The 14,871-nt window shown below is 63.5% G+C and carries 13 protein-coding genes and 1 pseudogene; 2 read left to right on the plus strand and 12 right to left on the minus strand.

The window, feature by feature from the left end:
• Positions 1 to 288 precede the first annotated feature (288 nt).
• From BLS41_RS04810 to BLS41_RS04840, 7 genes and pseudogenes are all read right to left on the minus strand, one after another.
• Positions 289 to 1,170, minus strand: a complete 882-nt coding sequence (locus BLS41_RS04810) for an urease accessory protein UreD (protein ID WP_074763255.1) — start codon at positions 1,168 to 1,170, stop codon at positions 289 to 291.
• A 146-nt stretch (positions 1,171 to 1,316) separates the two neighbouring features.
• Positions 1,317 to 2,009: an urea ABC transporter ATP-binding subunit UrtE gene (urtE, locus tag BLS41_RS04815; protein WP_020065119.1), complete on the minus strand. Its 693-nt coding sequence runs from the start codon at positions 2,007 to 2,009 to the stop codon at positions 1,317 to 1,319.
• A gap of 61 nt (positions 2,010 to 2,070) precedes the next feature.
• On the minus strand, positions 2,071 to 2,934 hold the full coding sequence (gene urtD / locus BLS41_RS04820) for an urea ABC transporter ATP-binding protein UrtD (RefSeq protein ID WP_074763256.1): 864 nt from the start codon (positions 2,932 to 2,934) through the stop codon (positions 2,071 to 2,073).
• Positions 2,931 to 4,115, minus strand: coding sequence for an urea ABC transporter permease subunit UrtC (urtC, locus tag BLS41_RS04825; RefSeq protein ID WP_074763257.1), 1,185 nt, complete (start codon positions 4,113 to 4,115; stop codon positions 2,931 to 2,933). The genes urtD and urtC overlap by 4 nt, the downstream gene beginning before the upstream one ends.
• A gap of 1 nt (position 4,116) precedes the next feature.
• Complete coding sequence (gene urtB, locus BLS41_RS04830; protein WP_074763258.1) at positions 4,117 to 5,766, minus strand: urea ABC transporter permease subunit UrtB; 1,650 nt, start codon at positions 5,764 to 5,766, stop codon at positions 4,117 to 4,119.
• A gap of 282 nt (positions 5,767 to 6,048) precedes the next feature.
• Entirely contained in the window at positions 6,049 to 7,350 is a 1,302-nt protein-coding gene (gene urtA / locus BLS41_RS04835; RefSeq protein WP_074763259.1) for an urea ABC transporter substrate-binding protein, read from the minus strand.
• Positions 7,351 to 7,900: 550 nt separating this feature from the next.
• Positions 7,901 to 8,998: pseudogene (locus tag BLS41_RS04840) on the minus strand (DUF3443 family protein); the annotation flags it as partial.
• Between the two features lie 64 nt (positions 8,999 to 9,062).
• Here BLS41_RS04840 and BLS41_RS39500 point away from each other — a divergent pair.
• The gene (locus BLS41_RS39500) at positions 9,063 to 9,377 is read left to right on the plus strand and encodes a hypothetical protein (protein ID WP_253189684.1); all 315 of its coding nucleotides are present in this window, start codon (positions 9,063 to 9,065) and stop codon (positions 9,375 to 9,377) included.
• 55 nt (positions 9,378 to 9,432) lie between these two features.
• Here the strand turns inward: BLS41_RS39500 and BLS41_RS04845 are convergent, their stop codons facing one another.
• From BLS41_RS04845 to BLS41_RS04865, 5 genes are all read right to left on the minus strand, one after another.
• The gene (locus BLS41_RS04845; protein WP_074763261.1) at positions 9,433 to 9,885 is read right to left on the minus strand and encodes a DUF2844 domain-containing protein; all 453 of its coding nucleotides are present in this window, start codon (positions 9,883 to 9,885) and stop codon (positions 9,433 to 9,435) included.
• A gap of 207 nt (positions 9,886 to 10,092) precedes the next feature.
• Positions 10,093 to 11,391 carry a DUF3443 domain-containing protein gene (locus BLS41_RS04850; protein WP_074763262.1) on the minus strand — a complete coding sequence of 433 codons (1,299 nt, stop codon included), beginning with the start codon at positions 11,389 to 11,391 and terminating at the stop codon, positions 10,093 to 10,095.
• Between the two features lie 56 nt (positions 11,392 to 11,447).
• Positions 11,448 to 11,921, minus strand: a complete 474-nt coding sequence (locus BLS41_RS04855; RefSeq protein ID WP_074763263.1) for a DUF2844 domain-containing protein — start codon at positions 11,919 to 11,921, stop codon at positions 11,448 to 11,450.
• Between the two features lie 382 nt (positions 11,922 to 12,303).
• Positions 12,304 to 12,627, minus strand: a complete 324-nt coding sequence (locus BLS41_RS04860) for a rhodanese-like domain-containing protein (protein WP_074763264.1) — start codon at positions 12,625 to 12,627, stop codon at positions 12,304 to 12,306.
• A gap of 54 nt (positions 12,628 to 12,681) precedes the next feature.
• Positions 12,682 to 13,335: a protein-L-isoaspartate O-methyltransferase family protein gene (locus BLS41_RS04865; protein ID WP_074763265.1), complete on the minus strand. Its 654-nt coding sequence runs from the start codon at positions 13,333 to 13,335 to the stop codon at positions 12,682 to 12,684.
• Positions 13,336 to 13,792: 457 nt separating this feature from the next.
• Here BLS41_RS04865 and BLS41_RS04870 point away from each other — a divergent pair, with 457 nt between their 5' ends.
• A complete protein-coding gene (locus BLS41_RS04870) occupies positions 13,793 to 14,869 on the plus strand; it encodes a LacI family DNA-binding transcriptional regulator (protein ID WP_074763266.1) in 1,077 nt (358 codons plus the stop codon).
• Positions 14,870 to 14,871: the final 2 nt, after the last annotated feature.

Raw genomic sequence — 14,871 nt, forward strand, 5'->3', positions numbered from 1 at the left:
GCGGCAGCATCTTCGTAAAATTATGCAAAGGATGTGCCATGGCGGTGCGAGGGCGGTCTGGCGGGGTTCTACGAGAGTAGTGCACCAGATCGAGGCGTGTGGATGGGCCGATTTGGTGCGGTGGCCATGCGACTCGGGCGACGGGGCCGTTCAGTCGATTTGTTTCAGTCGACTCGCGCGCCCGGATTCGGGTAACGCGCGTACGTAAACCCATTGAGCGTTTTTGATGCGACCAGTTTTGAACGGGCCGTTTTCATTTTTTTTGCCGCGCCGTAGCTCGAGATTGGCTCAAGTCGACCAGATCCGCAACGGCACCGCCTCGACACCATGCACGACCGGGCGGAGTTGAAGCCAGCACCGCGTCAACGCGTTTTGCAGCGTCTCCATCGAACGCGAAACTGCGCGCACCAGCAGCACGCCGTTCGTCACGCAGCTTGCGGCGGCGCGTAGCGAGTCGTCGAACGGTAGTTGCGCGGTTAGCGATTCGGCGAGCGCGTCGTCGCACGCGGGGCCGACTGCCCACAGCGTCCCGTAGGCGGGGAACCCGGCCAGGCCTTGGGCCGCGTCGCGCAACGCATCGTTCGCGTCGAGGCTCGCGCGCTCGAACCACAGCAATTCGCCGCGCGCACCGACGATCCGCGACACGGCATTCAGGCGCCCCTCCGACCACCGTTCGCCAGCCGCCTGCCGCCCAAGCTGCGTCGCGTCCCATCCCAACGCGGTAGCGCCTTCAGCCAGCGTCAGCGAAAAATCCAGATGCGCATTCGCGTGATCGAAAACGATGTTGTTCTGCGGCAGCCAGTCGAGCTTCGCGTGCTCGCCGACCCGCACCGCAATCTGCTGATGCGCGGCGCGTCCGTTGGACTTGTACCACTTGGTCGCGCCCGGCGTCGTCACCACAGCATGCGCGCCCGCGCCGACATCCACCTGAATATCGAGTTGATCACCACCCGCGACCCCGCCCGGCGGATGCACGATCACCGCATGGCAGATTGCATGGCCTTCGGGATAAAGCGGCCGCTGCACGCGCAACGGCCCGTCGTGCAGCCGATGCACGAGCGTCGTCCGCTCATTCTGTTTGACGAAGCCGAGTTCGAGGCGCGCGGGCCAGGGCGAATGTGCGGCGGGCTGCGCGGTGGCGAGCGTGACGTGATTTTCGTGAAGCGACATGCGTGCGTGGGAATGGGCGTGCGATCGACGCGTTAAGACCTGGACAAACGCTGCGTTAGCGAAGCGGGCCGACGTGGCGCGGCGCAATCCAGGGTCGGGGTTGCGCCGAGAATAGCACGCAGCGTAGGCGTGATTGCGAGTAACCCTTATACGGCGATCAACGCGCGCACGCCGTCCGCGTCCATGTTGGCGCCTTCGCCGCCCGCGACGATTTCGCCGCGGCTCATCACCCAGTAGCGGTCGGCAATATCTTTGGCGAAGTCGTAATACTGCTCGACCAGCAGCACCGTCATGCCCATTTCCTCGACCAGTTGACGCAGCGTGCGGCCGATGTCCTGAATGATCGACGGCTGAATCCCTTCGGTCGGCTCGTCGAGAATCAGCAGTTGCGGATCGCTCATCAGCGCGCGGCCAATCGCGAGCTGTTGCTGCTGACCACCGGACAGATCGCCGCCGCGACGGCTGCGCATGTCCTTCAGCACCGGAAACAGTTCGTAGATGCGATCGGGGATTTTCTTCGGCGCTTTCTTGCTCGCCGCGCCGACCAGCAGATTTTCCTCGACGGTCAGGCGCGGAAAAATATCGCGGCCTTGCGGCACGTACGCGAGACCTTTTTCGACGCGCGAGTACGTCGGCAGCTTCGTGATCGGCGCACCGCGCCAGGCGATCGAGCCGCTCTTCGTCTGCACGACGCCCATCAGGCAGCGCAGCAGCGTGGTCTTGCCGACGCCGTTGCGGCCGAGCAGAACGGTGAGCTTGCCGTCGGGCACGGTGAGCTTCACATCGCGGAGGATGTGGCTGCCGCCGTAATACTGGTTCAGGTTTTCAACTTCTAGCATGTGCGTTCGACCCTTTGTTTCAGCGGCTTTTCGATGATCTATGCGGGCGGCAATGTTGCGATCAGCGACCCAGATACGACTCGATCACCGTCTCGTCCTTCTTCACTTCGTCCAGTGTGCCGTGCGCGAGCACGCGTCCTTCGGCCATCACCGTGACCTTGCCTTTATCGCCGGACAAAGCCGCCACGAACTCCATGTCGTGCTCGACCACCATCATCGAGCACGTGCCGCGCAAGTGATTGAGCAACTCGGCAAGCTGCATGGTTTCGTCGTCGGTCATGCCGGCGGCGGGTTCGTCGAGCAGCAGCAGCGCGGGTTGCTGCATCAGCAGCATGCCGATTTCGAGGCGCTGCTTCTGGCCGTGCGACAGCTCGCCTGCAAGCCGCCGCGCTTCGCTTTCCAGCCCGATCAGCAGCAGCGTTTCTTCGATACGCGCCTGTGCGTCGCGATCCAGCCGTGCGCGCAGCGACGCCCACCAGCCCTTGTCGGTTTTCATCGCCAGTTCGAGGTTTTCCCACACGGGATGCTGCTCGAACACGGTCGGCTTCTGGAACTTGCGCCCAATCCCGGCACGCGCGATCGACGGCTCGTTCATCCGCGTCAGATCGATCGACTGCCCGAGATAAACCTTGCCGGAATCCGGCGAGGTCTTGCCGGTGATGACATCCATCATCGTCGTCTTGCCCGCGCCGTTCGGACCGATGATGCAGCGCAGCTCGCCGGCGTCGATGTTCAGCGTCAGCGCGTTCAGCGCGCGGAAACCGTCGAAACTCACGGTCACGTCTTCGAGATACAGGATCGTGCCGTGCGAAACGTCGATCTCGCCCGGTATCACCGCGCGACTCATGCTCGCGACGCCGCTCAACGAATAGTCGGAAGGTGCTTCGGGTAAGTCGAGATCGGGGACCATCGGGTTCTGGTTCATGAGCGGTCCTTCTTGCGCGAGACGAGTTCGATCAGTCCCATGATGCCGTTGGGCAGCAGCAGCGGAACCAGCACGAAAATCAGACCGAGGAAGAACAGCCAGTATTCAGGGAAATTCGCTGTGAAAAAGCTCTTCGCACCGTTCACCGCGAACGCGCCGATGATCGGCCCGATCAGCGTGCCGCGTCCGCCGACGGCGACCCAGATCGCCATTTCGATCGAGTTGCCCGGCGACATCTCGCCCGGGTTGATGATGCCGACCTGCGGCACGTACAACGCACCCGCGATGCCGCACAACACGGCCGACACGGTCCACACGAACAGCTTGTAAGCGAGCGGGCTGTAGCCGAGGAACATCAGCCGCGTTTCGCCGTCGCGCACGGCGGTCGTCACGCGGCCGAGCTTCGATGTGACGATGGCGCGCGCGCCGAGAAACGCGAGGATCAGCACCGCGAAGGTGATCAGCAGCAGGGCAGTGCGCGTGCCCGGATGCGTGATCGGAAAGCCGCCGATCCGCTTGAAGTCGGTGAAGCCGTTATTGCCGCCGAAGCCCGTTTCGTTGCGATAGAACAGCAGCATCGCGGCGAAGGTCATGGCCTGCGTGATGATCGACAGATACACGCCCTTCACGCGCGAACGGAACGTGAAGAAGCCGAACACCCACGCGACCACAGCCGGCACCAGCACGACCAGCAGCAGCGCATAGCCGAGGTGCTGCGTGCCCTGCCAGTACCACGGCAACTGATGCCAGTCGAGAAACACCATGAAGTCCGGCAGATCGCTGCCGTACTTGCCGTCGTGACCGATCGAGCGCATCAGGTACATGCCGATCGCGTAGCCGCCGAGCGCGAAGAACAGCGCGTGTCCCAGACTCAGGATGCCGCAATAGCCCCACACCAGATCGAGCGCGAGCGCGGCGATCGCGTAGCACATGAACTTGCCGGTGATCGTCGTTGCGTACGCGGACAGATGGAACGCGCTGGTTTCCGGCAGGACCAGGGTGGCGAACGGCACGCCGAGACCGAACACGATGATCAGCGCGATCAGCGCGAGCCACGCGCGCCGCGACAGCAAGGCGGGACGCGGCGGCAGACCGAGCGCGAAGCCCGCGCCCGCGTCGCGTGCGTTGGTGCCCGCGTTGCCCGTCGCGCCGACGTGAGCCGAAGAAGTTGCAGATGTCATCTCATGCCTCCGCGCTACGGCCCTTGAGGGCGAACATGCCCTGCGGACGCTTCTGGATGAACAGCACGATCAGCACCAGCACCGCGATTTTCGCGAGCACGGCGCCCCAGAACGGTTCGATGGCCTTGCTGACAAGTCCAAGCCCGAAGCCGCCGATCACCGTCCCGGCCAGTTGACCGACACCGCCGAGCACCACCGCCATGAACGAATCGATGATGTAGCTCTGGCCGAGGTCCGGTCCGACGTTACCGATCTGCGACAGTGCGCAGCCGCCCAACCCGGCGATGCCCGCACCGAACGCGAACGCATACGAATCGACCCGCGCGGTTTTCACGCCGACGCAGGCCGCCATCCGGCGGTTCTGCGTGACGGCGCGCACGAACAGGCCGAGCCGCGTCTTCGTCAGCACGGCCCATGCGATGCCGACCACGATCAGCGAAAACGCGAGAATCGCGAGGCGGTTGTACGGCAGGATCAGATTCGGCAAGACGGTGACGCCGCCGCTCATCCACGACGGGTTGATCACCTGTACGTTCTGCGCGCCGAACAGCATCCGCGTCGCTTGAATCAGGATCAGGCTGACGCCGAAGGTGGTCAGCAGCGTTTCGAGCGGACGCCCGTACAGATGCTTCAACACCAGCCGTTCGAGCACGATGCCGACCAGCCCCGCCGCCGCGAACGAAGCCGGCACCGCGAGCAGCGGATACCAGTCGAACGCGCCGGGCGCGAAGCGCTGAAACAGGTTCTGCACGACGTAGGTGGCGTACGCGCCGATCATCAGGAATTCGCCGTGCGCCATGTTGATCACGCCGATCAGCCCGTACGTGATCGCAAGGCCGAGCGCCGCGAGCAGCAGCACGCTGCCGAGCGACAGGCCCGCGAACAGCGTGCCGGCAATCTGGCTGCGTCGCTGGATCGCGTCGAGTTCGTCGATACCGCTTTGCGCGGCGGCGCGCACACGGTCGTCCGCTTCGTTGAAGGTGCCGTCCGGTTTCTTCGCGACCAGCGGCCGCAACAGTTCGTTCATGTCCAGATCGTGCCGCGCGGACACCAGTTGCACGGCTTCGAGACGCTTCGCCGGATCGGCGTCGTGCAACGCGGTCATCGCCCACAGCGTGTCCAGACGCTTCTTCAGCGCCGGATCGGTTTCCTTTGCACGGGCCGCGTCGACCAGCGGCTTGATCGACGGATCGGGGTTTTGCAGCAGCGACGCGATCGCGGCGGCGCGTGTCGCGGCGTCCGGCGAGTCGAGTTGCAGACCCGACAATGCGCCCGAGACTTTCGAGCGCAGCAGGTTGTTCAGCGTGACCGGCTGCGCGTCGCCCGCGGCGACGGTCTTGCCGGTGACGGCGTCTTTCGCGGTGTCGCCGTCCTGCAGCAGCACGGCGCCGGAATCGGTTGCGAGCGCGCTGTCTTCGGACAACGCCTTCAGCACCGCCAGCGATTCCTTGTCGTGATTGGCGATCAGCTTGTCGATTGCCGCGGATTTCGCGTCGAAGTCGTCGCTGGCGAGCGGCGCGACATCGGCGGGCGTCAGCGCAAAGGCGGCGAGCGGCGAGCCCGCGAGCAGCACGATCGCCGCGCTGCCGATACTGCGGCGCGCGAACCGGCGAACGGTTCGTCGTGCGGAGGTGAGGATTGAAAACGCCATGGTGGCCTTTGAAGATGAACCGGCTTTGGCGGCGCGGCTCGAGACTTGCAGCGAGCCTCACATCGAAACTCGCAACATGCTCAAGCCGCTGCCGCGCCGTGGGTTGCTGATTGCGCCTGACTGCGCCAAACCCCATTCACGGTATTGCCGACGACGCGCGCTTTGCGTTCGTCGTTCGCATCGTCGTTCGCATCGTCGTTATTTCGTAGCGGCTCGCTGCACGGCGAGGCAAGCGGCAAAGAGCCCTGCCTATGCAGCGAGCCGCCGCCGCGCGTCGTGCGGTCAGACGATGCGCGAACGCGTGCGCTTCAGGAACGACGGGATCGAGCTGACCACGTCCGGCTTGCTCGAATTGCCGGCGATGAACGGGCTCCACGGCTGCGCGCGCACGGCGGTCTTGGTCCGCCATACGACGTTGAACTGACCGTCGGCACGCACTTCGCCGATCATCACCGGCTTGTGCAGATGGTGGTTGCCGTCCATCGTCAGCGTGAAGCCCGACGGTGCCGCGAAGGTCTGGCCGATCATCGCGACGCGCACCTTGTCCACATCCGCGCTCTTCGCTTTTTCAACGGCCTGCTTCCACATGTGGATGCCGACGAAGGTCGCTTCCATCGGGTCGTTGGTCACGCGCTTGTCGCCGCCCGGCAGGTTGTTGTCCTTCACCCACTTCGCGAACATCGCCTTGAACTTGGTGTTCTCAGGATTGCGCACCGACATGAAGTAGTTCCATGCGGCGAGGTTGCCGACCAGCGGCTTCGTATCGATACCGCGCAGTTCTTCTTCGCCGACCGAGAACGCGACGACCGGCACGTCGGACGCCTTCAGCCCCTGGTTGCCCAGTTCCTTGTAGAACGGCACGTTCGAGTCGCCGTTCACCGTCGAGATCACCGCGGTCTTGCCGCCTTGCGAGAAGGTCTTGATGTTGGCGACGATGGTCTGATAGTCGCTATGGCCGAACGGCGTGTAGACCTCCTGGATGTCGGCCTCCTGCACGCCTTTCGACTTGAGGAACGCGCGCAGGATCTTGTTGGTCGTGCGCGGGTACACATAGTCGGTGCCCAGCAGGAAGTAGCGCTTGGCGCCGCCGCCTTCCGCGCTCATCAGATATTCGGTTGCGGGAATCGCCTGCTGATTCGGCGCTGCACCCGTGTAGAACACGTTGCGCGACATTTCTTCGCCTTCGTACTGCACCGGATAGAACAGCAGGCCGTTCAGTTCCTCGAACACCGGCAGCACCGACTTGCGCGACACCGAGGTCCAGCAGCCGAACACCACGGCGCACTTTTCCTGCGTGATCAGTTGACGCGCCTTTTCGGCGAACAGCGGCCAGTTCGACGCCGGGTCCACTACCACTGGCTGAATCTGACGGCCCATCACGCCACCGCTCTTGTTGATCTCCGCGATGGTCATCAACGCGGTGTCTTTCAGCGACGTTTCGGAAATAGCCATCGTGCCCGACAGCGAATGCAGAATCCCGACCTTGATCGGACCGCTGTCCTGCGCGTTCGCAAACGGCACTTGACCCGCCAGCGCCAGCGCGCCCGACATCGAACCGAACTTCAACAGACTGCGACGTTTCATGTGCTTCCCCTTGCCATTTGATGGTGACTGTTTATGGGCGTCGATTTCAGCCAGCAGGGCTTATCCCGCATGACTTGCCGCTTGTGTACTGCAAATGACATGCCATGCAGTAATTTCGACCCGATCTGCGCGTTCTGCGTGCTGCGGCGCGGGTGGCGCGTCGGCAAGTTATGCGTAATGTGGCGCAAGGCTGGTGCATGCCCGACAGTCGCGCCTCGTTGAGGTGCGTTTCGCGCCGCGACGAAGCGCGGCTATCCGCCAGCGGTCTGCGCCGGTGCATGGCCGCGTTCACTTTGTGCATGGGTGGTGCTTTGCCTGGACTGGAAGGCCGCTCACTTCACGCGAGGAGACACGACATGAGCGAGCGCGTGGGCGTCAGTCCATCGCGGATGGCGACGGTGTTCGAAAACGTGACTCACACCGCTCGTTGCACACGACAGGCATTTGACTATGCGGACTTGAGCGACCGGTTTGATCGCGCGGAAAAAAGGCCGGCTGCTTTGCAGCGCCGGCCTTTTGTTTTGACATGGTGTCGGTGCGTCTTTTCAGACTATTTGAATGCCACGAACGGCCCGGTCTGCGTACCCGCCCTGGCGCCGCTCAACACCGTGTACACGTCGCGGCCGAAGAAGAACGGCAGGCCCCAGAGGAAGCCGCCGTAATAGGGCGCGGCGAGGCTGTCGTAGGCGGCGTAACCGTTCGCCTGCAAGTTGAAGCCATGGCTGACCCTGAACGGCACCGTCGCCGACGAGCCGGTCCCGCTCGATGCACTCAGAATCGCCGACAGGTTGAGTGTCGTGGCCGGAATATACAGGCCGTTGCTTTGAGGAATCGTCGAGTCGGGGAAGTAGTAGACGTTGGTCCCGCTGTCGAGCCAGCCTTGCAGCGAGCTGCCGTTGTAGCTCGTGGTGAAGTTGCCGTTTGCATTCAGTTGCAGCACGGTGGCGCTCGACGGCAGCGCGTTGTTCTGCCGCGTGCCGACGCCGAAGATCAGTTCGCCCGTGGCGCTTGCCTGGCCTCCAGCCGGTAACGCGGGCAGACGGATGATCGTGCCGTTGTTGTCCGACGTGAAGTTGGCGACCGGATTCATCACCTGCGTGTCGAGCGGAACGCGTGTTCCCGTGCACGACGTCGAGGAGGTGCAGTAGTAGTACGCGGCCGGCAGCGGCGTCAGTGCCGCTGCGGGGGTATCGCGCGCCAACGGGCCGATGCCCAGCACACCGTTCGCACCGAGAGCGGCCACGGTGTTGAGATCCGAACCGCCGCGTTGCAGGCAATCCGATGGTGTCGCGTACTTGCCGTCGGCGATCACCTGGATCGGCATGTTGCCCGAGGTCTTGCCGCCGATCGTCACGTCCGCACGCCGGATGGATCCCCATGTATAGCCGGAGCCGAACGTCGCGCATTGGGCGATCGGCGCGCTGTCCGTGGGGTCGTCGGTGGCGCCGGTTTGCGCCGGCAGGCTGCTGGCCAAAGCCGCGCCCAGTGCGCTGCTGTTCACGCGCACGCCGACGGAGCCCGTGTCGAGCTGCATGTGATCGACCGTCGCGCATTGCGTGCCGCCCTGTCCTCCGGGGATGCATATCGTGACGGTGACGTACGGTATGTTCGGAAAGTTGCCGGTCCAGCGTTCGACGGTGATGGGGGTGGTGTTGGTTGTGGGGGTTGGTGTGGGGGGCGGCGTTGGAGTCGGAGTCGGAGTCGGAGTGGGAGTGGGAGTCGAAGCCGAAGCCGAAGCCGAAGCCGAAGCCGAAGCCGAAGCCGAAGCCGAAGCCGAAGTCGAAGTCGAAGTCGAAGTCGAAGTCGAAGTCGAAGTCGAAGTCGAAGTCGAAGTCGAAGTCGAAGTCGAAGTCGAAGTTGGCGTTGGAGTCGGGGTCGGTGTCGGTGTCGGTGTCGGTGTCGGCGCAGGCGTATTCACTTCCCCCACTTGCCCATCATCGTTATTCGCCGCATTCCCGCCGTTGTCATCGCTGCCACCGCCGCCACACGCCGACAGTGCCACGCCAGCCGTCAGGAGCGCGCAGTAAAGGCTCCTGTTCAGAGTCTTCATGGTGTTTGTGCTGAGTGAGTCCACGCGCCGCTTCATTGCAGATCCTTGACTTGAACGTTGGCGGGAACGAGGCGCGGCAAATACGCCTTGCCGAAGAAGTACCCGGCATGACCTGCCGACTCGATATGGAAATCGCCGTCATGCCGGACTAGCGGACCGGTGCCGCGCGGGCGTCCGCCGTTTGAATTCGCGAAGTTGGGAAAGTAGCTGCCGAGCAGCGCGGTCATGTCCGGGCGCACCGGGCCTTGCCAGCTGACCGCAAACACGACGTTGCTGGGAAGCACGTATTCGCGGATCGTCACGCCGTCGCTGCCGGTTGCCTCGCGCACCGTGTAGGACGCAGCCGCCGTTGCCGCAGCAGGCTGGAGTAGCGACCGCGCCACGGCGGCCGCATGTGTATTCGCGCCTGGCGCGCTGCCCAGCATCGCGTGTGAGGCGAGCGGGCACAGCGCCGTTAATGCCAGCGCGATCTTCACCAATCTCATTTTTATTGCTCCAGAAAACAGGTCGGAGCATGGTGCCCGCAGACCCTTATTGGGATTGCGGGAAGTTTCTGAACGGCGTGTGGGAAAGGCCGTAAAAGGCCGTGAAGAGGGATAAAACGATGCGCGCAACCAGGCACGCGCAACACGATGGACACCGGACAGGCGTCGCTAGCAAACAGCGCCCGCCCGTGCCATCTGCGTAAAACATCAGAACGCCACAAATGGTCCCGTCCGTTGGCCAATCTTCGCGTAGCTGATCACGGTGTAGACCTCGCGGCCGTAGAAGAACGGCAGGCCCCACAGGAACATGTTGTTGTTCGAGCTGGCGAAGTACGCGCCGATCGTATCGAAAGCGGCGTAGCCGGTGGCGGCCAGAACCCTCGCGTTTTCGATGGAAAACGGCACCGCCAGCGGCGTGCCTGTGCCGTCCGTGGCCTCCATCGTTGCATACAGATTCAGCGTGCTCGACGGTATGTACCAGCTATATGGAAAAGCGCCGGCGGTCGGAATCGTCTCGTCCTGGAAACCATAGCCATTGGTGCCGCTGTCGATTGCACTGCGGTTCATCACACGCCCCTGATATTGCGTCGTGAAGGTGCCGTACTTATCGACGGCCAGTACCGTGGCGTTGGCCGGCAGCATGTTGTTCTGCTGGGTGGAGACGCCGAACACCAGTTGACCGTCCACGCTCGCCCGTCCGCCGGCCGGCAACGCGGGCAGGCGAATGACCGTGCCGTTGTTGTCGCTGGTGAACATGAAGACGGGGTTCGTCACCTCCTTGCTCTCTTCCATGCGAGTGCTGATGCAGTTGTTGCGAGACAGGCAATAGTAGTAAAGGCCCGGCACCGCCGTGGTCAGCGCATCCAGCGAGTCGCCCGTGAAATTATCGATGCCGACAATGCCGTTGGCGCCCATCGCAGCGACGCTGCCCAGATCGGCGCCGCCGTACGACACGCAGTCGGCCGGCGTCGCATATGCGCCATCCGCAATCACCTGAATCGGCAGATTATTCGCAGTCTTCTTGCCGATCAGGATGTCGGCCCGCTTGATCGCACCCCACGTGTAGCCCGACGCAAACGGCATGCATTGGGCGATCGGCGATGTGCCGAGTTTGTCATCGGTCGCGCCGGCTTGCGTGAGCAGCAGTGGCGCGAGCGACGGTATCGCCCACGCGCCGATGCGCACACCTGTCGAGCCGGTGTCGACCAGCATGTTGTCGACGGTCACGCATTGGGTCGGATTGCGCTTGCCGGGTATGCAGACCTTGATCGACACGAACAGCGTATTGATGTTGCCCATTGAACTGTTGACCTGCACCGGCACCACGTTGTCGCCCGTGGCCGGGACGGTGACTGTGGGCGTGCTCGGGTTGTTCGGGCTGATGCTCCAGTCGGGGCTGGCGTCCCAGCCGATATCGGTGCTGCTCGCGCTGCCGCCGCCGCATGCAGCGAGCGTGATTGTCGCGAGCACCGCAACGAGCCAGCCGGTTTTCTTCGATGTATTCATTGTTGTTTTCCTTGACCTGGCGTGTGCAGGCATTGGCTCGCGCACGTGTGCCGGTGCTATTTCAGATCGCCTGGCCGGACGCCCACGGGGAATTCATGGAGCAGCCATGCCATGCCGGAAAAGCGGCCGAGCCGCCCGGTCGATTCGATGCGGAAGGCGTCGTCGCCGTCGACGAGCGGACCGGTGCCGCGCGCACGGCTTTGCGCGACGTTCACGTAGTTGGGGAAGTAGTTGCCGAGCAAGGCCGTCATGTTTGGACGGATCGGTCCGTCCCACGTGACCGCGAACACCACGTTGCTGGGCAGCACGTATTCGTTGATCGTGACGCCGTTGGCATCGACCGATTGGTGCATCGAATAGGGCGCTGCCGATTGCGTCGCCTGCGTCGTTGTCGAGGCGGACTGCGGCGTGGCGAGCCGCACGACCGGGGTGGGCGCGCCGGTGTTTGGGGCGCCGCCCAGACTCGCGTATGAAATCAGCGGGGACACGGCTAGCGCTGTGGCCAATATCGCGATCTTCGAAAATCTCATCACATGGCTCCAAAAAATATCGGAGCATGTTGCCTGTCCGACGCTTAGGAAACCGTGAGAAATTTCTGACGTTCACGCGCGAAGCGGCGTAATAAAAAGCGGGCTGCGGCTTAGGGTAGAGGGTGCGACGAGGTGGAACGCGGGTGGGGTTAGCCTGGCAACGAGCGTATGAGCGAGCGCAGGAGAAAAATATAAAAGCACTCACGCTGTGGTGAGTGCTTTGGCGGTCCGCATTGCACGGACGCGCTGGATAAAAGACTTCGTATTGCCGACTTCAGCGACGAGCCGGCTGGCGCCATGTTGCTCACCAAGGCGGCAGTCAAACTTCAGCGGAGCGGGTGGCCGTCAGAGCCGATACCCGCTGCCGCGAGTTCACGCTGAATCAATAAATCGGAACCGCCGGATCGACCTGACGCGACCACGCATCGATCCCGCCTTGCAGATTGAACACGTTGGTGTGGCCACGCGACTCCAGAAACATCGCGACCTGCGCGCTGCGCGCACCGTGGTGGCACACACAAACAATTTGCGCGTCGTCGTCGAGTTCTTCGCTGCGAGCGGGAATTTCACGCATCGGAATCGACACTGCGCCGGCGATCGACGCCGTCTGGATTTCCCAGGGTTCGCGCACATCGAGCAGTACGGGGGCGGGACGCGAGGTGTCGGCGAGCCATTCGGCGAGTGCCGGAGCGGTCAGATTTTGCATCAGTGGGACATCCAGTCAGATGACGGCCGCAGCGCGGCCGCCAGGATCTAAAACTCAGAACTTGAAACGCGGCGGCTGCACGGCGTTGGTCAACGGCTCGACATAGGTTTCGAACACGTCGGCGATGCGGAACTGCTTGTCGTCGATGCGCGTGATGATTTGCGCCTTCATGACCGGCGCAGTGCCGACGAATGCCGCGAGGCGGCCGCCAATCTTCAGATGCTCGAGGATTTCCTGCGGCAGCACCGGCAGCCCGCCCGACACGCAGATCACGTCGTACGGTGCCACGCCGGCCCAGCCGCGCGATGCGTCGCCGGTGGCGACTTCGGCGTTCAGCACGCCGTTGGCGATCAGGTTGTTGCGCGCCAGTTCCGCCAGTTCCGGTTCGATGTCGACCGTCAGCACGTGTTGCGAGCGGTGTGCGAGCAACGCCGCCATGTAGCCCGAGCCTGCGCCGATTTCGAGCACGCTTTCGTGTTTCTTCACCGCCAGTTCCTGGAGCACGCGGGCTTCGACGCGCGGCGCCAGCATATGCTGACCGGCCGGCAGCGGCACTTCGAAGTCGACGAAGGCCAGATCGCGGTAGACGGCGGGGACGAAATTCTCACGCTTGACGATCGAGAGCAGATTCAGCACGTCCTGGTCGAGCACTTCCCAGGGGCGGATCTGCTGTTCGATCATGTTGAAACGCGCTTGCTCGATGTTCATGATGGATTCGGCGGTTTGGTTTGCGGGTGGGCGGTTTGGCCAATGATTTTTTGCCGCTGGCGAGCGGCCGTTCCGGGCAGTCTGCCTGGCAGACCTGGCCACGAGACGATGCTGGATACAAGCCTCGCCAGGGTAACTGCGGGATTGTACCAAATGGCGGTGTCGATCCGCTCGCTGGCGGGCAACCGGACGCGAGTGTCTGCTCTGTGCGCCGTGCCCAATTTCGACGCTTCTTCGTTCTTCTTCCGCTTTCTCGCTGCGTTTGGCCGCGCCTGGCCTGTGCGCGAAGCGGGCGCTTGCGTCGCGTTTTTGCCACCGGTTTGTGCCATCCGCCCAACGCCGCCGCGGTTGTCCTGCCGTGCGTCGTCCCCCGTATTAATCCCTAGCGAACAGTCCTTGCGATTCCCGCTTTCATCGCCCAAGAATGTAATCGATTACATTTGCGAGGCGAGTCCACTTGTCCAGAACGTCGTCCAAAGCGGTTCCCGCGGAGGCTTCCGGGGTGCCTGTCCAGCCTGAAATCCGCTCATTGAGCGGGACCGGGAGCCTGTCGATTGCGGGTGTCGCGGAGCAGGCGGGGGTCTCGGTGGCGACGGTTTCGCGCGTGCTCAACGGCCACGAAAACGTGCGGCCCGCCACGCGCGACAAAGTGCTCGCCGCCGTCGACGCCAGCGGCTATCGCGTCAACGAACTCGCGCGCAATCTGCGCACCGCCGAAAGCCGCCTGCTGCTGACCATGGTTCCGGACGTGGGCAATCCGTTTTACGCGGAGATCGTGCGCGGCATCGACAGCGTCGCGCGTCAGCACGGCTACTTCATGCTGCTATGCGACACCGGCGCGGACCCGGGCCGCGAACGCAGCTACTTCGACCTGCTGCGCCGCCGCCGTGCCGACGGCGCGATCTGTCTCGATCCGGCGACGATCCAGCAGGCCCTTGGCGAGGCCTCGCATGCGCTGCCGTGGGTCGCGTGCTGCGAGTTCGATCCGTCGGTACGGGTGCCGTATGTCGGCATCGACAATTACCGCGCCGCAGGCGACGCCGTGCGGCATCTGCTCGCACGCGGCCACCGGCGCGTCGGCCTGATCAATTCCGATGTCGATTACCTGTACGCGCGCCAGCGTCAGCAGGGCTATCTGGACGCATTGACCGATGCGGGCATTGCCCCCGACCCTGCGTGGCGTATGAACCTGAACAGTCTCGACTACGAAGCGGGCGCGTCGGCGGCGGTGACGTTGACGCAGCAGACGCACGCGCCTAGTGCGATCTTCGCGGTGTCCGACACGCTGGCGATCGGCGTGATCCACGGTTTGCGCAGCGTCGGCAAGCGGGTGCCGGACGACGTCGCCGTGGTCGGCTTCGACGACATCTCGCTCGCCGCGCAAATCGATCCGCCGCTCACAACCATCGCGCAACCGATGCGCGAACTCGGAGAGACGGCCGCGCGTCTGCTGTTGCAGCGGCTCGCGAATCCATTGGCGAACGTGCCAGGCGTGCTGTTGCCGCACCGGCTCGTGATTCGCGGGAGCGCATGAAC

This window comes from Paraburkholderia fungorum (genome assembly GCF_900099835.1).
Taxonomy (GTDB): domain Bacteria; phylum Pseudomonadota; class Gammaproteobacteria; order Burkholderiales; family Burkholderiaceae; genus Paraburkholderia; species Paraburkholderia fungorum_A.

Coding starts and splice junctions, on each gene's coding strand:
- BLS41_RS04810 (WP_074763255.1), bottom strand. CDS start 1,170: ATGTCGCTTCACGAAAATCACGTCACGCTCGCCACCGCGCAGCCCGCC.
- urtE (WP_020065119.1), bottom strand. CDS start 2,009: ATGCTAGAAGTTGAAAACCTGAACCAGTATTACGGCGGCAGCCACATC.
- urtD (WP_074763256.1), bottom strand. CDS start 2,934: ATGAACCAGAACCCGATGGTCCCCGATCTCGACTTACCCGAAGCACCT.
- urtC (WP_074763257.1), bottom strand. CDS start 4,115: ATGACATCTGCAACTTCTTCGGCTCACGTCGGCGCGACGGGCAACGCG.
- urtB (WP_074763258.1), bottom strand. CDS start 5,766: ATGGCGTTTTCAATCCTCACCTCCGCACGACGAACCGTTCGCCGGTTC.
- urtA (WP_074763259.1), bottom strand. CDS start 7,350: ATGAAACGTCGCAGTCTGTTGAAGTTCGGTTCGATGTCGGGCGCGCTG.
- BLS41_RS04845 (WP_074763261.1), bottom strand. CDS start 9,885: ATGAGATTGGTGAAGATCGCGCTGGCATTAACGGCGCTGTGCCCGCTC.
- BLS41_RS04850 (WP_074763262.1), bottom strand. CDS start 11,391: ATGAATACATCGAAGAAAACCGGCTGGCTCGTTGCGGTGCTCGCGACA.
- BLS41_RS04855 (WP_074763263.1), bottom strand. CDS start 11,921: ATGAGATTTTCGAAGATCGCGATATTGGCCACAGCGCTAGCCGTGTCC.
- BLS41_RS04860 (WP_074763264.1), bottom strand. CDS start 12,627: ATGCAAAATCTGACCGCTCCGGCACTCGCCGAATGGCTCGCCGACACC.
- BLS41_RS04865 (WP_074763265.1), bottom strand. CDS start 13,335: ATGAACATCGAGCAAGCGCGTTTCAACATGATCGAACAGCAGATCCGC.